Annotated in this window: 25 protein-coding genes; 8 read left to right on the top strand and 17 right to left on the bottom strand. The window is 48.5% G+C overall.

Going from position 1 to position 23,953, the window contains the following annotated elements; translation table 11 throughout:
- Positions 1–106: 106 nt before the first annotated feature.
- From DU481_RS01130 to DU481_RS01140, 3 genes are all read left to right on the top strand, one after another.
- Complete coding sequence (locus DU481_RS01130) at positions 107–2,032, top strand: ATP-binding cassette domain-containing protein (RefSeq protein WP_350131477.1); 1,926 nt, start codon at positions 107–109, stop codon at positions 2,030–2,032.
- 107 nt (positions 2,033–2,139) lie between these two features.
- A complete protein-coding gene (locus DU481_RS01135; RefSeq protein WP_350131480.1) occupies positions 2,140–2,466 on the top strand; it encodes a c-type cytochrome in 327 nt (108 codons plus the stop codon).
- A gap of 27 nt (positions 2,467–2,493) precedes the next feature.
- A complete protein-coding gene (locus tag DU481_RS01140; RefSeq protein WP_090315123.1) occupies positions 2,494–2,823 on the top strand; it encodes a c-type cytochrome in 330 nt (109 codons plus the stop codon).
- A 73-nt stretch (positions 2,824–2,896) separates the two neighbouring features.
- Here DU481_RS01140 and DU481_RS01145 read toward each other — a convergent pair whose 3' ends face one another.
- The 6 genes from DU481_RS01145 to aat are packed head-to-tail and all read right to left on the bottom strand — an operon-like array spanning position 2,897 to position 7,133.
- Positions 2,897–3,334: a DUF1841 family protein gene (locus DU481_RS01145; RefSeq protein WP_350131483.1), complete on the bottom strand. Its 438-nt coding sequence runs from the start codon at positions 3,332–3,334 to the stop codon at positions 2,897–2,899.
- Positions 3,335–3,345: 11 nt separating this feature from the next.
- Complete coding sequence (gene nth / locus DU481_RS01150) at positions 3,346–3,984, bottom strand: endonuclease III (RefSeq protein WP_090315128.1); 639 nt, start codon at positions 3,982–3,984, stop codon at positions 3,346–3,348.
- A 1-nt stretch (position 3,985) separates the two neighbouring features.
- Positions 3,986–4,642, bottom strand: a complete 657-nt coding sequence (locus DU481_RS01155) for an electron transport complex subunit RsxB (RefSeq protein ID WP_350131486.1) — start codon at positions 4,640–4,642, stop codon at positions 3,986–3,988.
- A 1-nt stretch (position 4,643) separates the two neighbouring features.
- Complete coding sequence (locus DU481_RS01160) at positions 4,644–5,675, bottom strand: quinone-dependent dihydroorotate dehydrogenase (protein ID WP_350131489.1); 1,032 nt, start codon at positions 5,673–5,675, stop codon at positions 4,644–4,646.
- 39 nt (positions 5,676–5,714) lie between these two features.
- Positions 5,715–6,422 carry an arginyltransferase gene (locus tag DU481_RS01165; RefSeq protein ID WP_350131492.1) on the bottom strand — a complete coding sequence of 236 codons (708 nt, stop codon included), beginning with the start codon at positions 6,420–6,422 and terminating at the stop codon, positions 5,715–5,717.
- Positions 6,423–6,434: 12 nt separating this feature from the next.
- The gene (gene aat / locus DU481_RS01170; protein ID WP_350131620.1) at positions 6,435–7,133 is read right to left on the bottom strand and encodes a leucyl/phenylalanyl-tRNA--protein transferase; all 699 of its coding nucleotides are present in this window, start codon (positions 7,131–7,133) and stop codon (positions 6,435–6,437) included.
- A 299-nt stretch (positions 7,134–7,432) separates the two neighbouring features.
- On the opposite strand from aat, the gene DU481_RS01175 reads away from it, so the two are divergent.
- Positions 7,433–8,350 (top strand): porin family protein, encoded by a 918-nt coding sequence (locus DU481_RS01175; RefSeq protein WP_350131495.1) that lies wholly within the window; start codon positions 7,433–7,435, stop codon positions 8,348–8,350.
- Between the two features lie 334 nt (positions 8,351–8,684).
- Here DU481_RS01175 and DU481_RS01180 read toward each other — a convergent pair whose 3' ends face one another.
- The 5 genes from DU481_RS01180 to DU481_RS01200 all read right to left on the bottom strand — a co-directional run bounded on the left by DU481_RS01180 (position 8,685) and on the right by DU481_RS01200 (position 14,361).
- Entirely contained in the window at positions 8,685–11,438 is a 2,754-nt protein-coding gene (locus DU481_RS01180) for a multicopper oxidase domain-containing protein (protein WP_350131498.1), read from the bottom strand.
- Between the two features lie 21 nt (positions 11,439–11,459).
- On the bottom strand, positions 11,460–12,461 hold the full coding sequence (locus DU481_RS01185) for a multicopper oxidase domain-containing protein (protein ID WP_350131501.1): 1,002 nt from the start codon (positions 12,459–12,461) through the stop codon (positions 11,460–11,462).
- Between the two features lie 231 nt (positions 12,462–12,692).
- Positions 12,693–13,103 carry a helix-turn-helix transcriptional regulator gene (locus tag DU481_RS01190; protein WP_350131504.1) on the bottom strand — a complete coding sequence of 137 codons (411 nt, stop codon included), beginning with the start codon at positions 13,101–13,103 and terminating at the stop codon, positions 12,693–12,695.
- 20 nt (positions 13,104–13,123) lie between these two features.
- Positions 13,124–13,420, bottom strand: coding sequence for a response regulator transcription factor (locus DU481_RS01195; protein ID WP_350131506.1), 297 nt, complete (start codon positions 13,418–13,420; stop codon positions 13,124–13,126).
- Between the two features lie 290 nt (positions 13,421–13,710).
- A complete protein-coding gene (locus tag DU481_RS01200) occupies positions 13,711–14,361 on the bottom strand; it encodes a response regulator (protein WP_350131509.1) in 651 nt (216 codons plus the stop codon).
- Positions 14,362–14,869: 508 nt separating this feature from the next.
- Here DU481_RS01200 and DU481_RS01205 point away from each other — a divergent pair.
- Positions 14,870–15,760 carry a PEP-CTERM sorting domain-containing protein gene (locus DU481_RS01205; RefSeq protein ID WP_350131512.1) on the top strand — a complete coding sequence of 297 codons (891 nt, stop codon included), beginning with the start codon at positions 14,870–14,872 and terminating at the stop codon, positions 15,758–15,760.
- Positions 15,761–15,944: 184 nt separating this feature from the next.
- Entirely contained in the window at positions 15,945–16,775 is an 831-nt protein-coding gene (locus DU481_RS01210; protein ID WP_350131515.1) for an inositol monophosphatase family protein, read from the top strand.
- On the opposite strand, the gene scpB is transcribed toward DU481_RS01210, so the two are convergent.
- The 6 genes from scpB to DU481_RS01240 are packed head-to-tail and all read right to left on the bottom strand — an operon-like array spanning position 16,769 to position 21,625.
- Entirely contained in the window at positions 16,769–17,404 is a 636-nt protein-coding gene (gene scpB / locus DU481_RS01215; RefSeq protein WP_350131518.1) for an SMC-Scp complex subunit ScpB, read from the bottom strand. The genes DU481_RS01210 and scpB overlap by 7 nt on opposite strands.
- Entirely contained in the window at positions 17,379–18,179 is an 801-nt protein-coding gene (locus DU481_RS01220; RefSeq protein ID WP_350131521.1) for a segregation and condensation protein A, read from the bottom strand. Before DU481_RS01220 ends, scpB begins: the two co-directional genes overlap by 26 nt.
- A 23-nt stretch (positions 18,180–18,202) precedes the next feature.
- Positions 18,203–19,405 (bottom strand): tryptophan--tRNA ligase, encoded by a 1,203-nt coding sequence (locus DU481_RS01225; protein ID WP_350131524.1) that lies wholly within the window; start codon positions 19,403–19,405, stop codon positions 18,203–18,205.
- A gap of 26 nt (positions 19,406–19,431) precedes the next feature.
- Positions 19,432–20,097: a site-2 protease family protein gene (locus DU481_RS01230; protein WP_350131526.1), complete on the bottom strand. Its 666-nt coding sequence runs from the start codon at positions 20,095–20,097 to the stop codon at positions 19,432–19,434.
- Positions 20,090–20,722, bottom strand: a complete 633-nt coding sequence (locus tag DU481_RS01235; RefSeq protein WP_350131529.1) for an L-threonylcarbamoyladenylate synthase — start codon at positions 20,720–20,722, stop codon at positions 20,090–20,092. The genes DU481_RS01230 and DU481_RS01235 overlap by 8 nt, the downstream gene beginning before the upstream one ends.
- Before the next feature lie 42 nt (positions 20,723–20,764).
- The gene (locus tag DU481_RS01240; protein WP_350131531.1) at positions 20,765–21,625 is read right to left on the bottom strand and encodes a 3',5'-nucleoside bisphosphate phosphatase; all 861 of its coding nucleotides are present in this window, start codon (positions 21,623–21,625) and stop codon (positions 20,765–20,767) included.
- Positions 21,626–21,752: 127 nt separating this feature from the next.
- Between DU481_RS01240 and DU481_RS01245 the strand changes: the two genes are divergently transcribed.
- Both DU481_RS01245 and DU481_RS01250 read left to right on the top strand, forming a co-directional pair.
- On the top strand, positions 21,753–22,976 hold the full coding sequence (locus DU481_RS01245; protein WP_350131533.1) for an NnrS family protein: 1,224 nt from the start codon (positions 21,753–21,755) through the stop codon (positions 22,974–22,976).
- 58 nt (positions 22,977–23,034) lie between these two features.
- Positions 23,035–23,937, top strand: coding sequence for a hypothetical protein (locus DU481_RS01250; protein ID WP_350131535.1), 903 nt, complete (start codon positions 23,035–23,037; stop codon positions 23,935–23,937).
- Positions 23,938–23,953: the final 16 nt, after the last annotated feature.

Raw genomic sequence — 23,953 nt, forward strand, 5'->3', positions numbered from 1 at the left:
GCGGGCCAAAGCATGACAAAATTGCCTCCCTTTGGTTTATTGGGAAATGAAAAATCAATAACTTGATTAATCCCGCAATCGATTTTATCCACATTAAACTTCACTGATGCCGCTCATTACACTGGAAAATGCCTGCCTCGCTTTTGGCCACCATGCTTTGCTTGATCATGCCAACTTACAGCTCGACCCAGGCGAGCGTGTCGGTCTGATCGGCAGAAACGGCGGCGGTAAATCAAGCTTACTGCGATCACTGGCTGGCGAGATTAAACTCGATGACGGCCGGCTCTGGCGTGCGCCCAATTTAAAGCTGGCGTATGTGCCGCAAGAGCCGCTTCTGAATCCCACCAACACGGTATATCAAGAAGTTTCCACAGGATTGGGCAATATCAGCCGGATATTGCTGGAGTATCACGCTATTTCGCATGAATTAGGCGAAACACCGGAAAATACCGAAGCATTGCTGATCCGTTTGCAAGATTTGCAAGGTGCTTTGGAAGTCGACGGCGGATGGAACCTGCAAGCAAAAATAGAAACTGTGATCAATAAGCTGAATTTGCCTGCGGATACTTTGATTGATCATCTCTCCGGAGGGTTAAAAAAGCGTGTGGCGTTGGCGCGTGCGCTGGTGATATCGCCGGATGTGCTGTTACTGGATGAGCCTACCAATCATTTGGATTTTTCTTCCATTGAATGGCTGGAAGGATTGCTGCGGGATTTTTCCGGTAGCGTTTTGTTTATCACGCATGACCGCCGTTTTCTCGATAACGTAGCGACCAGAATTATTGAGCTGGATCGCGGAAATTTGCAGACTTTTTCCGGCAATTTCTCCGATTACCAGCGCCAGAAAGCGGAAATGCTGGAAGTTGAAGCGATACATAACCGGAAGTTCGATAAATTCCTGGCGCAGGAAGAAGTTTGGATACGCAAAGGAATCGAAGCGCGGCGCACACGTAACGAAGGCAGAGTGCGAAGGCTGGAATCATTGCGTCTGGAACGCGCGGCGCGCCGGGACAAGGTTGGAAAGGCCAATATCAGTGTCGACGCGGGTGAACGTTCGGGCAAGTTGGTTGCTGAACTGGCGCATGTTAGTAAAAGCTACGGTGACAAAGCGATTATCACGGATTTCTCCTGTCGCATTATGCGCGGTGACCGGGTGGGGTTGCTGGGTCCGAATGGCGCTGGAAAATCGACGTTATTAAAATTGATTCTGGGCGAATTACAACCGGATTCCGGCAACATTCAGCAAGGTACCAAGCTGTCGGTTGCTTATTTCGATCAGATGCGCGAGCAGCTCAATGAAGAAATGGTTCTGACGGATACCATCAGCCCCGGTTCGGATTTTGTTGAGATTAATGGTAAGCGTAAGCATGTTATCAGTTATCTGGAGGATTTCTTGTTTCCCCCGGAACGCGCTCGATCGCCCGTCAAATCACTTTCAGGCGGCGAACGCAATCGTTTGTTGCTGGCGCGATTATTTACCCGCCCTGCCAATGTGCTGGTACTGGACGAGCCCACCAACGATCTGGATATCGAAACGCTGGAATTGCTGGAAGCGTTGTTGCAAGATTATTCCGGTACGTTGTTTTTGGTCAGTCATGACCGGGAATTTCTGGATAATGTCGTTACACAAGTAATTGCATTTGAAGGAAATGGAAAATTATGTGAATATATTGGCGGTTATGAAGATTGGATACGTGCAAAACAGTTTGAAGATAATAGCAATCAGCAAAAAATATTATCAAAGCAGCCGGAAACCTCACCAAACAGTGGTTCTACAGCGCCAAAACTTGCTCGGACTAAAAAACTGAGTTATCAGGAAACACGTGAACTTGAAGCATTACCTGGTAAAATTGATATGTTGGAACGGGAGCAGGCCAATATCACTTTACGCCTGAACGAACCAGCAATTTATCGTGATCACCCAGACGAAGTAAAAGCATTACAAACACGCTTAGCGGCGATTGAAAAAGAATTGACAGACTACCTTGCAAAATGGGAAGAATTGGAGTCGAAATCTACTGCAAAAATGTAGCTCCGGCAACAAATTTCCCCATAAACAACATGGACATGCTTACACTTATTCATTGACCAAATCGGGCGCATCGTTTAAAGTTCAACTTTTGAGAGAAGGAGGCTTACATGAAACAAAAATCGATTATGAATTTACTACTTGCCTTGGGCATGTTCTTGGCATTTTCGGGAGCAACTCAAGCAGCTGGAGACGCAGCGGCAGCAAAAGACAAGTTATCAATGTGTGCAGGTTGTCACGGGATTTCAGGTTATAAAACCGCTTTTCCTAGCGCTTATCATGTTCCAAAGCTGGGCGGACAACATGCAGAATATATCATTAAAGCGTTGGAAGGTTACAAAAATGGCTCACGTAGCCATCCTACCATGACAGCCTTGGCTAAGACATTGTCTCAACAAGATATAGAAGATCTTGCTGCATACTATTCTAAAAATTAACTGAGTCATTCACGCAAGGAACGAATTATGAAGAATTATTTAATTGCCGCAGTGAGCGGAGCAGCGTTGATATTATCAAGTCAAGTAATGGCTGCTGATATTGAAGCAGGTAAAAGTAAAGCAGCTGAAGTTTGTGCTTCCTGTCATGGTGTTGACGGTAATAGCCCGGCACCAAATTTCCCAAAAATTGGCGGACAATACAGAACTTACATAGCAAAAGCATTGAAAGATTACAAATCCGGCACCCGGAATGACCCGATTATGGCGGGAATGACTGCCAATTTGACCCCGGCCGATATTGAAAACCTGGCTTTCTATTATTCCAGCCAGGCAGGTGGTCTGAATTCAAACAAATAATATTTATTTGAGCTGACAACGCGAATTCAAAAGCGGGATAAATACCAGTTGATGGTTTTATCCCGCTTTCATTTTAATTGACCGAACCTAGCTGTTTATCCAAACAATCGAAGTAGATGCTGGCATCCGGCGCGGACTGCGTTCGCTGCGCTTGCCATATCATTTCTGCCAGACACTCCATCGTCTGATGTGCGGCAACGTGTTCACTTCCGCAATTCTTCTGTAGACGAGCAAATCGCTCGCAAATTCCAACCGGTTGATTAATGGATAGCTGTTCTTTAATCGCGACGTGCATGCTCATGTGCAGAAATGGATTAGTGTCACCCATTTCCGGTAAGTAATCCTTATCCAAATAGCGCTCAGGGTTGCTAAGAATGTCATGGTATTCCGGGTGCAACAGAATGACCTCAAGCGCGATCGTTTCGATACCGGATAATATTTCCCGCTGGCGGTACTTACGCCACGTGTCGAAAAATAATTGCCGTGCTTGTTCTCTCGATGGTTTAAACATAAATAGTGGGATTAGAGTGCAAAATTTTTGTCTTTGAATTCACATAAATGATTGATCGTGCAAATTGCACAGGCCGGTTTTCTGGCTTTGCAAACATACCGGCCATGTAGGATTAGCCAATGGTGTGCATCATGACGAAATTCCTTCGGTACTGCCTTGAGCAGCTTTAATTCGACTTCCAGCACATTTTTGCCGGGTGCTAATCCGGTACGATTGGCAACCCGGAAAATATGCGTATCCACTGCAATCGTAGGTTCGCCAAACGCGGTATTCAGAATGACATTGGCAGTTTTACGTCCGACCCCGGGCAATGCTTCCAGTTGTTCGCGCGTACGTGGTACTTCGCTATGATGATGCTGTATCAGCAATTGGCAGGTTGCCAGAATATTTTTCGCCTTGGTTTTATATAACCCAATGCTTTTGATACATTCAAGCAAACCCGCTTCACCCAAAGCAAGAATTTTCTCCGGTGTATTGGCTTGAGGAAATAATTTCCGTGTCGCTAGATTCACGCTCTTGTCAGTAGCTTGCGCCGATAAAATAACCGCGATCAGCAGTTCAAAAGGAGAACGATATTCTAGCTCGGTGGTTGGATGCGGATTGGTTGATTGCAAGCAAGTAAAGATTTCGTGCCGCTTGGCTGAATTCATGTCATTTCACCGGCGGGCGGTTGTTATCAGCTTGGGTACGGATGGCCATGGCACGTTTCAAGGCTGCTTGCACGATGGCGTGCTTACGTTTTTCCGCTGCAGTAGGGGTTATTTTCGGTTGTGCAATGGCTTTGGTGAATGCTTTGGGACTGGTTTGTTTTTCTCTTGCTAAGCGCTGCAATCTGAAGTGATACCGTGAGCGCGCGCTATCAGCGGCTTGCTTCTGCCATATATCGTCAGTTTTCTCAGCGACGGACACAAGGTTAATACAATCCATAGGACAAGGCGCGATGCATAACTCACAGCCGGTGCATTCCGCGGCGATGACCGTGTGTATTTGTTTGCCAGCTCCGACAATGGCGTCAACAGGACAAACTCGGGTACAGAACGTGCAGCCGATGCACAACTGTTCGTCAATTCTGGCAATAACTTTACCGGGCCGGGGAAAGCCATGCGACGTGTTCAACGGTTTGGGCGGGACGCCCAATAATTGTGCCAATTTTCCGATACCTTCCTGATCTCCGGGAGGGCATTGATTAATATCCGCGCGACCTTCGGCTATCGCTTCCGCGTAAGGCCTGCAGCCAGGAAAGCCGCATTTTCCGCATTGCGTTTGCGGCAATAGCGCGTCGATTTCTTCTATTAACAATGGATTCATGTTAATTCGATTTTTTTGCGTGATCAGTACAGATAGCCCGTGCAATTTCCTTAACCAAATCCGGGCCGCGATAAATCAAACCGGTATAGAGCTGTACCAGGCTTGCGCCTGCCGCCAGCTTGTCTTGCGCGTCATGCGCCGACAAGATGCCACCGACGCCGATAACCGGCATGGCGCCCTGCATCATGCTATGCAGTTGCCGGATAACCGCAGTGGCGCGTTGCGTCAACGGGGCGCCGCTTAATCCGCCGCTTTCCTGTGCGGCCGGCAAGTGCTCGATACCTGTCCGTGCAATCGTAGTATTGGTGGCAATCACACCGTCGATGCGATGTTTTATCAGCAGTGCGGCAATTGACTGGATCTGAGTTTCGTTCAGATCGGGGGCGATTTTGACTGCCATCGGGACATATTTTGCATGTATTTGCGCCAGCTTGGCTTGTTCCAACTTTAATTGATCGAGTAACTGATCAAGTGCATCGGCGTTTTGCAGCTGCCGCAAATTCTGTGTATTTGGCGACGAGATATTGACCGTCACGTAACTGGCATACGGGTAAACTTTCTGTAGACCCATTCGATAATCGTCAACGGCTTTTTCCAGAGGGGTATCGAAATTCTTGCCGATATTGATGCCGAGTATGCCTCGATAAGCTGAATGCCTAACGTTTTCAACCAATTGATCCACACCTAAATTATTGAAACCCAACCGGTTAATGATTGCACTGGCTTCGGGAATACGAAATATTCGCGGCGCCGGATTTCCCGGTTGCGGCCGTGGCGTGACAGTGCCAATTTCGATAAAGCCGAATCCCAGCATGGCTAGCGCATCCAGGTATTCGCCATTTTTGTCCAGCCCGGCGGCAAGCCCGACCGGATTAGGGAAATTTAATCCCATGACAGTGCGGGACGGGCAAGCGATGACAGCGGGCGTTAATAAACCCAACTTTCTGGCCAGCTCAATGCCATTGAACGTGACGCGATGTGCAGACTCGGGATCAAGCTTAAAAAGAAGCGGGCGAAGAAGTGTGTAGAACATGCTAATTTTATTTTGTAGAGTTGCGGATTTGGATCGATTTTACGAAAAAATGCTACTGTCCAGCAAAACCCACTTATTGTTAATTAAGATTTCAAGCGGTTGAAAATTGGCTTTATAACGCATTTTCCGGTTTTCTTTGATCCAATAGCCCAAGTAAAGGTAGTCCAAATGGTGCTCCCGGCACTGTTCAATCTGCCAAAGGATGTTGTAAGTCCCAAAACTCGCCTGAGCGACCTCGGCATCGTAGAAAGTATAGACCGATGACAGGCCATCCGGCAGCACATCGATAATACTGACCATGCGCAATTGATCTTTGTCATGGAATTCAACCAATTTGGAATTCACATGACTCTGCAATAGAAAATTGTGATACTGCTCGCGGCAATCGTTATCCATGCCGCCGCCAAAATGGCGATTGGTTTGATAGCGTTGATAAAGCGCGTAATGCGCTGGTTTGTAATGCAACGGATGCACGGTGGCGGATAACTGCTGATGTTGTTTCCAAGCACGACGCTGCGCGCGCTTGGGCACAAAGGCGGCGACCTTGACCCTTACGGAAAGACAAGCATGACAATGCTCACAGCATGGCCGGTAGGTGTAATGGCCGCTGCGGCGGAAACCGGCTTGTACTAATTTTCCATAAGCTTGCGCATCGATATGATGTTCCGGCGTGACGACCTCAGAGCAAGCGAGCTTGCCGGGCAAGTAACTGCATGAATAAGGATTGGTGGTGTGAAATTTAAGCACGGGTATCTGTCATTATTCGATTGGAACGCGATCAAAATTCCATGTGTTGCCGGGCTCGATTCCGGTTATTAAGTCATCCAACGTTTGACTGAATTCCGTTCGCGAAATTTCCCGCGCACCCAAAGACGCCAGATGGCTGGTTCTGACCTGGCAATCAATCAAGCCAAATTTCCAATATTGTAGCTGCTTTACCAGGTGCACGAAGGCGATTTTTGATGCATCTGGCTGGCGCGAGAACATCGATTCACCAAAAAATACTTTTCCTAGCGCAACACCATAAAGCCCGCCAGCAAGTTCACCATCAATCCAGGTTTCGACCGAATGCGCCAATCCCATTTCGTGCAGAGCGCTATAAGCCGCAATCATTTGCGGATGTATCCATGTGCCTGCCTGATCTTTGCGCGGCGCGGCACAGGCTTGCATGACCTGAGTAAAACTGTGGTCCGTGCAAATGTGGTAGTGGTCTTTTTTCAGCGTCTTGCGTAATGACCGGGAAATTTTTAATTCGGCAGGAAACAGCACCATTCGGGGATCTGGACTCCACCAAAGGATGGGATCGTCTTCATTGAACCAAGGAAAAATGCCCTTGTGATAAGCCGCAAGCAAGCGTTGCGGTGATAAATCCCCTCCCACAGCCAATAACCCGTTGGGCTCGGTAAGCGCATTTTCCACGGGTGGAAACGGTGTAAAAGAGTTCATTTTGGGAATAATTTCGCTATCTGTTTAATTTGTCAGTGATTTTATCAAATCGTTACTTGGGAAAATATGTGACATATATCCCGAAGCATTACGCTGCGCACCCTACTAGTCAAATATCCCGATAAATAGGGGTAAATGTCCTAATTTTTAGGCTGTTTTAAATCAAGCGCTTCTGCTGCAAGCAGCAAAGTATTAACGGTGTTCTTTGTTCAAGTTGATGCAGATCAATGTGTCTGTAAATCTTTTTTTTTATGCTGTCGCGGTTGAAGTCAGTTGCTAATAAAAAAACCAACCCTCTAAAGGAGAATGTTATGAAGTATTTATCACCCAATAAAAAATTAACCGGCAATTTTCTTGCTGGTTCGCTTTTAGCAGCTATTGCAATGGCTGCGCCTCAAGCCGTGGCACATGAGGCGGCTGCTGAGCGTATTAAGCAATTGGAACAAAGCTTGCAGGCCATTCAAGTTGAATTACAAAGAATAAAATCTGAATCCGCTCAGGCTGCACAAAAGGTTAAAAGTATAGAACAAACCGCTACTCAGACAGAACAGAAAATAAATAGTCTTGAAGAGAGGAAGGCAGCGCTCCTAGATAAGGTAGATCCTCTAACGCAACGGATCGGTACAGATATCACAGAAAAAAATCGTATGCTGCACTTCCGCGGCGGTTTTACACACCAAATGAATCAGCGTAACGGCTCAAGCATACAAAGTATTGTCGCGCCGGTTGGAGCTCAAGATCAGGCTGGTAAAGATGGATGGTATGTGGGTGCAGGTATTGATTGGGGACTGACCAGAGATATGTGGGGGTTTATGCCAAGAACGACAGTCTTTGCAGAATTGATGTTTGAATATAAACAGTTTGGCAACCATGTTCAGGGCAATGCGCTGGCTAATGCGCCTACTATGTTAGCGGGCGGTTCACTCAATCCGATTAATGTAACAGTCAGTCAGTTTACTTTAACGGCATCCCCTAAAATCAAATTTTTTGAAGGTTCTAAAATAAGACCTTGGATTATTCCTGCAGGTTTAGCAATTCATGTGATGAGTCCAACGTCTGAGGCCATTACGTATTTAGCGCCAGGCATTCAGTTTGGCGCAGGCGTTGATTACAATATTTGGAAAGATTTCTTTATCGGTATCGATGGCCGCTATCAATTGGTCAATAAGACAGACGGTGTTAATTTGAGCGGTATGACCGCGGGCGGTTATGTTGGAATCGGCTTTTAAAGCATAATTCATCGTTCTCTTTATTGCTCCGTACGCAGCAGCCAGAAGATTATCAGCGCGTAACGAAGCCTTGGCACCTCGCTATTCGTTTAGCGGGGTGTTTTTTTATGTGCATTTTCGGAGAACTTACATGCTGTTATGCTTTAACACACTGATGTATTGACGGAAATATGACCAGGAGGCTTGTAGCTAGTCGATTCCAGTTCGATCCGGTTGGCAAGCAATGCGCTGACGCATGATTCATAGCCTTTGGATATATTTCCTTTATATTGAGTTGATAAAGCACAACTGCCAGCTTAAGCTGGCAGTTGTGCTTTTATAGCTACGATTAAGATTAATGCCCTATAGGATTCCGCTGTGCAGCTGTTAAACCGTTTTTCCATACATCCGGCAGGTTTTGCACCCAGCCGTTGTAGACATTCGGTACAGCCATAACCCCCTGTCCGCCAAATCCCGGCAAGCTGCTCACAGTGTCATCCTTAGCGGTGCTTGCAGTATCCACCAGAGAAACATAGCCAGCAATATGCGCATCGCTGATATCACCGTTATTGTCCGGATCGATATCGACTACCGTCAGCCGGTTACCGAATTTGGTGGTGACGTAAGCGTAGTAACCGCCACCCTCTTTCGCGCCAAAGTTCGCGCCGTGGCAACCTGGATCGCAAGGCAGCATTTTGACGATTTTGTCAGTCTTCGTATCGACGATGACAATTTGTCCGCCAGTAGCGGCGATCACGACGGCCTTACCATCCGGAGACACCGGTGATTGAATCGGCAATACACCAACTGGGCCGGAAATATCTCCAGTAATATGGTTGTAGTTTGCTATCAGATTGACGGTATCCAACAACGCGCCGGTTGCGCCATCAACAACCGATAGCGAATGATGCAACAGATTCGCTGCATAAATTTTGCTGGAATCCGGCATCATACCGATGGCGATCGGATGAGCGCCCGGGGCATTATTTCCCGTTGGGGTACGTGCATGGATTCCACCAGTAGCACCATAAATACCGATATCATTGGTGTTGATGTTCGGTGTCACAATTTTGGTGCCGTCAGCGCTTACCCAGTGACCATGCGGATTGGCTGAGGTATGGCCATGCGCCTGAGTCGGCAGCATTTTGCTGACAGTGGTGGTGCCGGCAGGAATGATCGCAACACCGTTCTCGCCGTTGATCGCAATGGTCAGATCGTCGTTGGAAGGCAGCGTCACTACATGCGACGGTGTGTTGCCAACGGTGATGTTTTTGATCAATTTACCCGTTTCACGATTAATCATTGAGAGCTTGGTATCAAACCATTGGGTTTGATAAATCACCGATTGATCGCGGTTGGTCCACATGTTATGCGGATTGTTGTTGTTGATTTCCGGCAATGCAACCTTGCGTTTAACCGTCCAGTTGGAGGTATCTACCACTGTCGTGGTACCGGGTTTGTATTTTCCGGCGGTTTTCTCAAATTGCGTGTTGACCCATACTTCCCCTACCCCAGGTGTTGCTGGATGAGGTGTTTCTATTGAACCAGGCATCGGAAGCGGTGCGTTATAAATATTTAGTTGTAAACTATCATCAGACAATGGTGCTGCAATTCCACCGTTCTTTATACCCCCATAAGGTACACCTGAAATTCTAACGGGCAGATTGGGGAATCTAACGTTCCAGACACCGGTTGAGTAATCCTGCCAGTTAGCCGGTGATGTGGCGATAAAGAAGGTTTTGAGCAAACGTACAGCCAGATCGCTGCTGGTCGGCAAGCCGCTGATGCCGGTTACCAGGTCAATCTTGTAATCCATTGCCGGATTGCCTAAATCAAGGCCGTCGGTTTCCGGATCGTCGACAATCACCGCGCCAAACATGTACGGATGGACTTTACAAGTAAACACGTACAATCCCGGCGTCGTCAGTTTGACGATACCGCCACCACGGTAGGCGGAACTTTGATCAAACGGCATATGATGCGCGCCAGTAGGCCATAACAGCGTACTGATGGTATGCACGCCGTTGGTATCGGACATGATGAAATTCACGCTGCTGCCCGGATAGATGACTTCCAGCGATTTGGTTTTGATATCGAAAGGCAGTCCAACGATGGCATCGCCACGCGCGCTTCTAAACCAGCTGGCGGGTTCGTCGCTGACTTCCAATGTCACCAAACCGGGTTCGGAGGGACGCGTACCCAACAGGATATTGCCATAAGGCGATGCGCCCACAACGCTGTGTCCGTCTCCACCTACCGGATCAACGCGGAAACTGCCGTGCATGCCGGCTTCCATGTGCGCGATCAAGTGGCAATGGAATTGCCAATCGCCCGGACCAACGCCGCTACCGGCTTTAATGGTAAAGCTGTGGGTATCGATACCGTCATTCAGCAATTTGGTATCGATAACAGTCGTTGTATCTTTTTTGAGCCAACGATGCGCATGCAAGTGGAAGGTGTGCCCAGGCCCTACTGATAACACATGGAAGCGTACCAGATCGTTTTCGACCGCGCCTAAATCAGGGGCTGCCCAAAGCGGTTTTTGCACGCCATCGGCGGATATTTCGGTACCCCAGAACGTTGAGCCGACCATGAACAATACAAATTGTTTGTCGAGATCGGCCTGCGTGACTGGAACGATGCTGCCATCGCCGTTGACGAAACTATCGACCGGACCGTTCTTTTTGTCGACGATGATGGCGCCGAAAAGCCCTAACAACTCTTTGCCATTGTTGTCGCCATGATAAACATAGGTGCCGGTTTTATTGGCATGTAATGTGTAGTTTTGTGTTTGACCTGGTGTGGCCTTGGCGCTATTGTTATTCACCAACCCTGGGGCATTGAAGCCGACGTCGACTGCGGTGTTATTGGTCAATGTGATTTGGATGGTATCGCCTTGTTTGACGAACAGGGCCGGGCCGGGAATAACCGCCTCGGCATCGCTGCCGGGCGCGTAGCCTAATTGTCCGTTAGGTAAGGTTTTGGCTGTGAAACTAAAACTATGAACGGCGGCCATCGCCATCGACGATGACAAGAAAGCGACGGCAAGCAGCATAAAGACTGCCAATGCCGCAATGCGTTTTTTGAATCCTATAATCTGTTCTTTCATGATGTGATCCTTAATTGCTTATTAATCAACGATAAAGTTACCGGTCATTCCCAATAATTTGTTGGTGAAATTGTTATCCATGTATTGGGTGCTTTTGTTCGCTTTGACAACGAATACATGTTTTTCCAGAGGACCGATTGCAATTTGATTGATAAGATTGTGCGTGCCCGGATCAAACCATTTGTAGCCATTCAGGCTAAAGTTGTGAATATCCGTGCCCAAAGCAATGAGATGAAAGCGGACATCGGTGTTTTTGGATGCATTGAACGATGGATTAACGCCATGTTTGGATTGCCGTTTGGTGGCGCCATCAATTTCAGCCCCCCAGAAAGCATCGTCACCCAAGTAAAGTAAGTATTCTTTGGAATAGGAACCGGCTTGTTGAGAGCTTCCTGCCGGATGGACGATGATTGCGCCAAACAGACCCTTGTGCTCGGCGCCGTTATGGTTTTCGTAATTGTGATCGTGGTAGGCCCAGGTACCGGCGGTTCCAGGCGCAACGTCCCATTCGTACTCATACGATACAAAGTTGTTTTCCGGACCTTCTCCAGCACCCTCGTCGAGGACACGATTGATCGCTTTCAGCGTGCCGTCGCTCAGGATTTTGTAATGAACGCCGTGCACATGCACGCTGACCTGTTTGCTGATTCCCTTAACCGGGTAATTGTCCCTGATCTTATTAATCAGTGTCAGCTTGACTTTGTCGCCTTCGGTTAGCTCGATAATCGGTCCCGGGATGGTGGCATTGGGACTGTACCGTTCGGTGACATCGAGGCCATCCACTGTATGACGGCCCATTCCATAAGCCAGCAGTAAGCCATCGTCCTCGATATCTTCCGCGTACATTTCGATCACGTGTTCGGCGGCATAACTTTTATCCGCGCCGATAAAAGATATTGACATTGCCAGTGCAAAACCGGCAACGGCTCGCGTGCATAGCGAGCGGTATGAAATCTTTGCTGTTTCGATGCCGTGCTGCGAGAGTGGCATGTCACAGCTCGATTGAATAACTTGAAACGACATTTAGGTTTCCCTCCTGTGGTGAAAAAATTCGTAATCAGCGAACCGTGAGGGGAAAATACATTGCGGTTAGTGCGTTCGGGTACTTTCTTTCAGTGAGATCTACGATTCGCGCGAAGCCTACGATTTGAGCAATGGATAGCAGAGGTAAAAATTTGCTATCTATTTAATCAGAGAGGGATTTTAACAAACATAACTTCTGTAAAATAGAAGCTATTTGTCCTTAAGGTGATGCTATTTTTCGTGATCTTGCGGGAAAAATGTCCCGAAAAGATAGGATTCTTTGAAGTAATTATACAACGGTGCTTTCAGGCACAGCTCGATCTGTTTCTTTACACCAATTTTTCTATAAATAACAGAGAGTTGATTCCTTACTGTTTTTTCTGTGACCAGTAACTGCGCACTGATTTCTTTCGCCGATAAGCCTTTACATGCCAGATAGGCAATATGACGCTCACTATCGCTTAATTTGGGTTGCTGCGATGAGCGTTTGTCGGTTTTGATTTCTACCGGTGGATTGGAATCAAACTGTGCTTGCCAGAGCAGTTTGGTGACGTTGCGATCGAACCAGATTTGACCTGCATGAATGGCATGGATGGCTTTCAACAGTAAATCGGAAGAGTGATGCTTGCTGATAATGCCCATCGCTCCGGAGCGAAAGGTTTTTAGGTGCGTTTGTTCGCTATTCTGGTGAGAAAAGGCCAGCACCTTGCTTTTTGCGGACAAGCATGCAGCAATTTGGTGATATGTTCGGCATAGTTACCACCGCTGAGCTGTAAATCCATAAGAACGATATCCGGCTTATGCTGTGCTGCCAGCTTGAATAAGTCCTCGATTGAGTTGGCCTCTGCAACGAGGCGGATGGAATGGTGGTTTTCAAACAGTGAACGCAAGCCTATACGCACGAGCTCAAAACTTTCAGCTACCAAGAGACGTATTTCTGTATGAGACTCCTCGACCATGCTTTTTAGTATTCTAAATTATATGTAGCCCTAAAAAGGAGGGGCTGATTTATTTGCAGGAGTCGTGCCCAAATTACACCAAATCTCGTATTCATTCGAGATATATTATGTAATATAAAGATTATAAAAGTGAATTATTATATCTGTCTAATTTAGCAACAGATTTTATCAAATTTGCATGTTGATAGATAGATGGTATTTGTCCCTATGAAAATATCATTATTTGAAATTTATCAGAAAAAATATCCCTATTGTGTAGGATTATTTGAAGTGATCAAATTGGGAAGCTATTAGACATAATTCAATTTGTTTTTTGACACCGGTTTTTCGATAGATTGCGGATAATTGTTGGTTACGAACAGTTTTTTCCGTGATATCCAGCCGCTACTTATTTCTTTGGCGGATAAGCCCTGGCTTGCCAGAAAAGCAATGCGGCGTTCGCAATTGCTGAATTTAGGATGAGCCCAAATGCTGTCATTGCAGCGTATTTCTGCCTGTGGATCGGATCGCGCCTGCTGTTGTTCCGGTTCTGCGGTGTCACGGTTAAACCAGGTTTTTCCCGCATGAATTGCATGGATGGCACTCAGTAGCACTTGCGAGGAGTGATGTTTGCTGATAATGCCTGATGCACCGGAATGGAATGCGATTAAATTGATCGGTTCGCTGATGCAATCAGAAAATACCAGCACCTTGGTTTGGGGATGCAAGCGCGTTAATTTGCAAATGTGCTCAGCAGCGGCACATTCACTTAACTGCCAATCAATGAGCGCCACATCCGGGCGATGCTCTGCAACTAGGGCAAAAAGATTGACTATGTCGCCGGTCTCGGCGACCAGATGCAAGGAAGTGTGATCCTTGAATAAAGCGCGTAAGCCTATGCGAATAAGATCATAATTTTCTGCGACAAGTACACGAACTTTATGATGTAATCTATTCGTCATACTGATTCTTATATTGTTTTGTCATAGGCGTTAGGCGGGATTAAGGGGACTTTGCGACCGATTTGAACCCGCTGCCGATTAAGGCTTAATTTATGATTGTTATTCTATGAACGCGTGACGGTATGCCAAGTGGCAAAAAGAAGTGGATAGTTGGTGTTATTTGCTGTTATGAGAAAAAAGCTCGCCGGATAAATTTAAAAAAGAGATTTTAAGACAGTGAAAATAAAAAATTTTTAATAGAATTTTTGTCAGATATTTTGAAATACTTTTATGTGCAATATCTTTTCAAAATTATTTATAGATCATTGAAAAGTAATTATTTTATTGGGGTTCTTGCTGTCAGATTATTTGATAATAAAAAAAAATGAAATATAAGCAAAATCCTTATTGCAATAAGGACATTTTATCGACAAAATATGCATACCCCTAAAAAAGGGGGATATATGTATATATATGAAAAATTAATTAAATTTAGTGGTCTTAGAATTTAAAATAAGGAGTAATAATTATGAAATTTGAATTGAAAAGTCATATTACAAAAGCTGTGGCACTGGCTTTTTGCGGCGCATTGGCAACTACAGCTCAAGCTGCTCCAGTCGCGATTAGCGGTTTCGGCACTACTTCCGCTACGATCGCCGACGCAGGTTATATCTCACCCGCTGGCGCACTTGGCTTAAGCTTCTTGGGCAGAGAATTTGTTAATAATGGCACATTCGCATCCAACTGGTCGCTCTATGACAGTAGCGGAGCTGTTGCCGTTGCTGATTCGGTGGCCGGTACCAATCCGTTAAGTTCGATTTCTTTTCCCGTGGGCGGCAGCATTTCCGTTACTACTAATCTTGGCGGCGGTGGCTGGAGTCTGCTCGAGACAGTCAGTATTCCATCGAGCGGTCACGTAGCTGTTCAAATTCAATTGACCAACAACACGGGTGTTGATGCTAGCGGTGTGCAATGGAGCGTTGGTGTTGATCCTGACCAAGGTGTTCCAGGCGGTGTCGGATTTGGCACAACAAATGTGATCCTGGGAACAGGCAGCGCTGCTGCTGTGCAAGCGACCAGTCTGGATGGATGGTCGTTAACCTTGGCTAATACCACCAGTGCAGGGGCATTTGATGTTGCTGGGTATGTTGATCCGTTTAGCTGCTGCAGTCCAGTTAGCCCTGCTACCATTTTTGCTGCTGGACAAGCTGGTAGCCAAGGTTTTTCGGATAGCTCAATCAACTTGGCTTTTAATCTGGGAACCGTCTATGCTGTATCTGATTTAGCACTTGGTCACTCTAATACTGTTACTTTTGGTTATGAATACATCATGGCCGTTCCAGAACCAGAAACCTATGCAATGTTGCTGGCTGGCTTAGGTCTGATCGGCTTCTCAGCACGCCGCCGTATCAGTGCTTAAGGCATAAAGCTTTAGTTCGCAAGAAGCCCGCACTTCGCATTAAAGTGCGGGTTTTTTATATCCTGGTTTGTCATTCTGAAATAATTCAATCTATTTAATTAGGCAATCCACAGCACTATAAAATCAAGCAAGTAAGTTCAATTCATAATAAAATCGCGCTTTTTTTAAAAGCTGAATCAACACTATGCACCCCATGCTGACCATCGCGGTGAAAGCCGCGCGCCGTGCCGGTAGTATTATCAATCAGGCATCTCAAAATCTGGATCTACTCAATGTATCGAAAAAATCGCATAGCGATTATGTCAGTGAAGTCGATGGCGCAGCTGAGGAAGCCATTATCAAGGTGTTGCAGACCGCTTATCCTGATCATGCGATTCTGGCGGAAGAAAGCGGACACCGAGGCGATCAGAAAAATTCAGAATATCAGTGGATTATCGATCCTCTGGATGGCACGACCAATTTCTTGCACGGTTTTCCGAAGTACTCGGTTTCCATCGCGCTCAAGCATAAAGGTGCATTGAGTCATGCGGTGGTTTACGATCCCACGAATAATGAATTATTTACCGCCAGCCGTGGATGCGGCGCCTTTCTGAACGATCGCCGCATTCGCGTCGCTAAACGCACTAAGCTGGACGATTGTTTGATCGGCACGGGCTTGCCATTTCGTGATTTGACGCACATCGATGCGTATTTTGCCATGCTGAAAGACCTCGTGCCGCGCATCGCGGGTATCCGCCGTCCGGGTTCTGCTGCATTGGATTTGGCGTATGTCGCGTGCGGCCGCTATGATGGTTTCTGGGAAATCGGTTTAGCGCCATGGGATATGGCGGCCGGATGCTTGTTGATTACTGAAGCCGGCGGGCTGGTTGGTGATCTGGAAGGCAATGAAACACAATTGGAAAGTGGTCAGATAATTGCCGGAAATCCCAAGATATTCGGGCACTTGCTGCAAGTGATTGCGCCGCATCTCACACCGGCACTCATCGAAGTACAGAGCGCGGCAAAATCTCAATGACCGGATGCCTCCGGTTGTTCCAGCGGCAGATGCTCATTCTCGCTGCCGGATTCAAGCAAGGATTTCATCTCTTCCAGCGGCGGCAGTTCTTCAAGCGAGCGCAGATTCAAGTCGTCGAGAAAATGCGCTGTAGTGGCAAATAGTTCTGGTTTTCCGGGCACGTTGCGGTGTCCAACTGCTTCAATCCAGCCGCGCGCCACGAGTGTTTTGAGTATGGCGCTGGAAACGCCGACACCGCGTATTTCTTCGATATCGCCACGAGTGACCGGCTGGCGGTAAGCGATGATCGCGAGCGTTTCCAGAATCGCGCGAGAATAACGCGGTGCTTTTTGCGGCGTTAAGCGTTCCAAATACGGCTGCATTTCCGCTTTGGTCTGAAAGCGCCAGCCGCTGGCTACAGTGACCAGTTCTATGCCGCTATCGCGCCATTGCTCGCGGACTTCCTCCAATAAATTCGCCAAGACCGCAGCACTTAACTCGTTATTGAATAATTTCCGTAATTCGCTGATCGTTAATGGCTCTTGCGTGGTAAGCAAAGCGGCTTCTAGAATTTGCCTGGTTTTTCTAGGGCCGAGCGAATCCTGTACTTCAGGCTGACTATACTCAGGCGGCATTGATCGAACGGACATAAATCATTCCGCTATCGGGAGATTGAGAGATTTCCAGCAACAACTCTTTGGCCAATTCCAGGATAGCCAGGAAAGTGACGACGACCTCGGCGACGGTCGCCAGGGGGCTGAACAAATCATAAAATTCAACCTGCTCAAATCCGCGCAGATCGCGCAGCACTTGGCTCATATAAGCACGCACAGATAGGGTTTCGCGTTTGATGTGATGGTGGCGGTTGACTTTGGCGCGTGTCAGAATAGCGGCCCAGGCGCTACGTAAATCGTCCATATTGATATGGGGTAATTGCGTCGCAGTTTTTTGTTCGATCCAGACTTGAACGATGCTGAAATCGCGCTCGGCCTGCGGTAATTGATTCAAGCGCAACGCGGCTGTTTTCATTTGCTCGTACTCCAGCAAGCGCCGCACCAGATCGGCGCGCGGATCGTGCTCTTCCTCCGCAGCCGTCTTGGGATTCGGCAGTAGCATGCGCGATTTGATTTCGATCAGCAGGGCAGTCATCAGCAGATATTCGGCGGCCAGTTCCAGTTGATCCACGCGCATCATTTCGACATAAGTCATGTATTGCTGCGTGAGCTCGGCCATCGGAATATCGAGAATATTCAGGTTGTGCTTGCGGATCAGATACAGCAGTAAGTCCAGCGGGCCTTGGAAGGTATCCAGAAAAACTTCCAGTGCATCCGGCGGAATATATAAATCCTGTGGAATTTCCAGCAGCGGTTCGCCGCAGATTTTGGCGACCGGCTGGGGCTCTGCAACATCAATAACCAGATTCACCGTTTCAATCAGTGGAAAACATATCAGGAATAACTGAGTCCCATTGCTTCACGAATGTCGCGCATGGTTTCTTCCGCCAGCTTGTTGGCTTTTTCGCAGCCGTCCGCGATGATGTTACGCACCAGTGTCGGATCTTCTTCGTATTTTTTGATGCGCTCGTACATCGGGGCTTGTTCCGCGAGAATTTTATCAATCACTGGCGTTTTGCAATCCAGACAGCCGATTTCCGCGTTCTTGCATCCTCGCTGCACCCATTCCCGGGTTTTGTCATCGGAGTACACCAAGTGGAGCTGCCATACCGGGCATTTGGCTGGATCGCCCGGATCGCTGCGCCGCACGCGCGCCGGATCGGTCGGCATGGTGCGGACTTTTTTGCGGATGCTTTCCGGATCTTCGCGCAGACTGATGGTGTTGTTATATGACTTGGACATTTTCTGCCCATCCAATCCCGGCATCCGCGATGCTTCGGTCAGTAATGTTTCCGGCTCGGCCAGAATCATTTTGCCGCCGCCTTCCAGGTAGCCGAATAAGCGTTCGCGGTCACCCAGGCTCAAATTCTGTTGTTCGTTCAGCAATGAACGCGCCTCTTCCAATGCATTTTCATCGCCCTGCTCCTGATACAGCGTGCGCAACTCGGTGTACAGTTTGGATTTCTTCGATCCCAGTTTTTTGATCGCCGCTTCCGCTTTTTCTTCAAACCCCGGTTCCTTGCCGTAGATGTGGTTGAAGCGGCGTGCGATTTCACGCGTGAATTCAAGATGCGGTGCTTGATCTTCACCGACTGGAACCCGGTTGGCGCGGTAAATCAGAATATCGGCGCTTTGCAAAAGCGGATAGCCAAGGAAACCGTAGGTGCTGAGATCCTTTTCGGACAATTTTTCCTGCTGGTCTTTATACGTCGGCACGCGTTCCAGCCAGCCCAGCGGCGTCATCATCGACAGCAACAAATACAATTCAGCATGCGCCGGGACTTTGGATTGAATGAATAAAATCGCCTGCGACGGATCAACGCCCGCAGCCAGCCAGTCGATGACCATATCCCAGACATTCTTCTCGATGATCTCCGGCGTGTCGTAATGCGTTGTCAAGGCATGCCAATCGGCGACAAAAAACAGGCATTCGTATTGCTGCTGCAACGTCACCCAATTTTTTAATACGCCGTGATAATGTCCTAAATGCAGGCTGCCGGTGGGGCGCATACCTGATAAAACGCGATCAGCAAACATGTTGAAATCCTAAATGTGAAACGTTGTTAAATATATAACCCAAAAATGGATACGATGATGATTTTAGCCCAGAGAATCACCGGTCCGATCACGGTACTCAAAATACCGCTGAATAACAATACCAGCAATATCATAAAGCCGTAAGGCTCAATCCGGGAAAATTGGTAAGCCAAGCGGTACGGCAGCAGACTCATGGTCATGCGGCCGCCGTCCAGCGGCGGTAGCGGCAGCAGATTAAGCACCATCAGGACGATGTTGATTTCGATTCCAGCGATTCCCATCAGCGCCAATGGTTTGGCAAAACTGCTCTCCGGCATGGCAAGCGCTAGTTTGATCATCAACGCCCAGAAAAACGCCATCAGCAGATTGGCGCCGGGTCCTGCAGCGGCGACCCACAGCATATCGCGCTTCGGGTGGTGCAAATTGGCGAAATTAACCGGTACCGGCTTGGCCCAGCCGAACAAGAATCCTGCACCGACGGTCAGTTTACTGAGAACAAACAGCGATAGCGGCACCACGATCGTGCCGACAGGATCGATATGCCGCGCTGGATTGAGACTGATGCGCCCGGCGTTAAAAGCAGTGAGATCGCCGAATTTTTTGGCGATATAGCCGTGTGCCGCTTCATGCATGGTGATAGCCAGAATGACTGGCAAGGCATAAATGGCAATGCCTCGAATAATCTCATCCATGTTCGATTCCAAACAGTTCGAGGCTGCCTTTACCAGGCCGGATCAATTCCGGCACGGCGGTCGTCAGATCGATCACGGTGGTCATGTCGATGCCGCAGGAACCCGCATCCATCACCAGTTCAACTTGATGCTCAAGGCGTTCGCGGATTTCTTCCGCATCGTTCAGCGGCAGTTCGTCTCCGGGCAATATCAAAGTGGAACTGAGCAACGGCTCGCCGAGTTCTTCCAGCAAAGCCAGCACCACCGGATGATCGGGAATGCGCAGACCAATGGTGCTGCGTTTTGGGTGTTGCATGCGGCGAGGTACTTCGCGGGTTGCCTGTAAAATAAACGTGTAGCTGCCGGGCGTTGTGGCTTTGAGCAGGCGGTATTGGCTGTTGTCGACTTTGGCGTAGGTGGCGATTTCCGCCAGGTTGCGGCACACCAGCGTGAAATGATGGCGTTCATCCACTTCCCGGATGGTGCGAATGCGCGTCATCGCTTCTTTATCGCCGAGGTGGCAACCCAAGGCGTAGCACGAATCGGTCGGATACACGATGATTCCGCCGCTGCGCACGATGGCGACCGCTTGTTTGATCAAGCGTAAATGCGGGGTGTCGGTATGAATGGAGAAAAATTGGGCCACAGTGAAACGGAATCGGGATTATTTGAATTTCACATCAAAACATCAATACGCAAGCTCGGCTGTAACCGTATTTTTCCAATGCTGCCAGACCGGAGTGCAACCGGGTGGGAATTCAGGTAACTGCCCGAGATCGAAATGGCTTTCCCCTGGTCCGTGAAAATCCGAACCGCACGATGCCAGCAAATTTCTGTCTTTGGCATGCTGGGCAAACCGCTGTGCCTGCTCCAGGGTGTGGCTGGATGTAACGACTTCGAGGCCTGATCCGCCGAGTGCGCAAAATTCGTCGAGCAAATCGCTGAGCACATTTTTGCCCAGATCGTAGCGGCCCGGATGCGCTATCACGGCGTGGCCGCCGCTGCCGCAAATCCAGCTGACCGCATCGCTGAGCGTGGCCCATTCGTGCGGCGCATACCCGGGTTTGCCTTTAACCAGATATCTCTTGAATACCGATTTAACATCCTTGGCATACCCTTGTTCAACCAGAAAACGCGCAAAGTGTGTGCGTCCGATCAAACGTCGCACGCCGACATAGGCATAAGCGCCTTCCAGGCTTCCGTGGATACCGGTTTTTGCCAGCTCCGCGGCAATATTCTCGGCCCGTTGGGTGCGTCCGGCGCGAACGGCGGTCAAACCTTCAACCAGCGGCGCATAATCCGGATCAATATCCAGTCCGACGATATGCAAAGTGCGGCCGCGCCAGCTGACAGATATTTCCACGCCGTTTATAAATGTGATACTTTTCGTTTCGGCGGCCTGCCGCGCTTCCGCAAGTCCGGCGATATCGTCGTGATCGGTTAACGCCAGTGTTTCGACGCCGCGCAAGGCGGCACGCTCAACCAGTTGAGCGGGTGATAACACACCATCGGAAATGGTGGAGTGACAATGCAAATCAATATTGAGCATGTAAATCCGTTGCGCATCGCGGGACACGCATGATAGCAAATAACCCGATTGAAGAGAAATAATTGTATTGGATAATGAAAGAGATAGTTAGATACATGATAGAAAAACCATTTTGTAAGGACTCCCAATGACTATGCTACAAACTGTTCGCGATCATCTGGCCGCTGCGCCGCATCGCAGCCTCTTTCTGGCAGGCGCGCTGCAAGGCGTGCTGACGGTATTATGGTGGATATTCGACCTGACAGGACGTTACGGCATCGCCGGATCGATGACCGTTTGGAGCATCGTTCCGACCTGGGCGCACGCATTCCTGATGATTTATGGTTTTTTCCCGTTTTTTATTTTCGGTTTTCTGTTCACCACGTATCCCAACTGGATGAACGGTGAAAAGGTAAAACCGCAAGAATATATCGCCACCTGTGCTTTGATGGCGGCGGGCGTGGTGCTGTTTTATGCAGGCTTGCTGACGCACAAAGTCATCAGCATTACCGGCGTGGAACTGATACTGACCGGATGGAGCATCGCCGTTTACGTGTTGTTTCGCATCTTGCTCACGACACCGGCGCAAGACAAGCGTCATGCCCGGGTCACCAGCGTAGCGCTGTTGATGGGTTGGCTGGGCGTGGGGGCATATTTGGTCTGGCTGGTTACTGACAGTGCGGTGATACTGAATTTTGCCCGCCATGCCGGTATCTGGTTTTTCCTGCTGCCGATCGTGCTGACCGTTTCGCATCGCATGATCCCGTTTTTCTCCAGCCGCGTGCTCGACAATTATGAAATGGTGCGGCCGTTCTGGATGCTGTGGTTGATGCTCGGCTGCATTGCTGCGCACGGTTTGCTGCAATGCTTTGAGTTAACAGCTTATCTGTGGCTCGCCGACTTCCCGTTGGCCGGGTGCGCACTGTATTTATCGTACCGCTGGGGATTGCAACGCAGCTTTAAAGTGAGCCTGCTGGCGGTGCTGCACATCTCGTTCGCCTGGTTCGGTGTGGCTATGGTGCTCTACGCCGTGCAAAGCCTGGTGTATTTCGCCTCCGGCAACCTGATTTTGGGCCTTGCCCCGCTGCACGCCATCGGCATCGGCTTCTTCTCCGGCATGATCCTCGCCATGGCCTCGCGCGTCACCCTCGGCCACTCCGGACGGCCACTGGAACTCGACCGCATTACCTGGCTGCTGTTCCTGGGCTTCCAAGCAACCGCCGTGATCCGGATTCTGGCCGACCTCATCTCGGCGATTGCACCGATGTTCTACGTGCTGGCGGCGCTGGTTTGGTTGACGTGTTTTGGGTTGTGGGCGGTCAAGTTTGCACCGATTTATTGGCGTGCGAGAGTGGATGGGAAGGCGGGGTAGTTGTAGCCAATGCTATTTCGAATGACTATCTAAGTTAGATATCACGATCCCAACTGCTATGCATCCTATCCATGATGAACTCTTGCAAGCTTGGTCGCGATACTTCAAAGATGCCAGCATCGAGTATTCTGATATTCATGGTCTGCGCAACTACAGACCAAAGGCATCGTTGTTAGCAGCAGAGGCTGAGATTGATGCACTTCAGCCGTGGTTTGCGGTTCAAGAGGTGACGGTGGACTTGCTCTTTAATATCTACCTGTCGCTAAATAATAATGTTCCAGGTCCGCCAGTTGAACACAGAAGGCTGGCGCCCTGGGCTCTCGTTGGTGCAGCTTCAGGATTCGGCGCATCACTTTTGCTCTCTTGTGCCGCAGGATACGATACTCCCGCAAAGGCACAGCTTAGAACATATACAGAAGCATTACTGCTTCTAGCTGCCACTCAGTACGATTCCAAGCTAGCAGACGATTATCTTTCAGCCACCACGGATGCCAAAGTACTCGATTTTTGGCATAAGAAAGCCGGTCCTACAAAATTGCATAAGAGAATAATTGCAATCGAAAAACAATTTGGATTTTCAGATGCTGAAATTGCCAGTTTTACCGAATTGAGGAGGCGGGAGTACGAGACCTTAAGTCAGTCGTCGCATTTGTCATTTCTTGGAGCAACGATGACATGTCTTTCTCCCAGCATAACTGATCCAGATATCTTACGATTGCGATTACTCGGTGGCCCGACAATGTCATCGCTGAGAACGCTTGGGTATGCAGCATTTACAACTTGGCACGTTTTGCGTCTGGTAAAAGCGAAGTTCTTGCCGATTAGCAAAAGTGACGAACCACTGTTAATAATCTCGCCTCAAGATCCAATTTCTCAACGAATCATGGCAGGTTGGTTTGCACTTGAGCAAACGATCCCAAAGTATCTCTCAACGATAGACGCTGATGATAGTGATGCATAACCTTATATTATTTGAC

It is taken from the genome of Nitrosomonas sp., assembly GCF_040240425.1.
Lineage (GTDB): Bacteria > Pseudomonadota > Gammaproteobacteria > Burkholderiales > Nitrosomonadaceae > Nitrosomonas.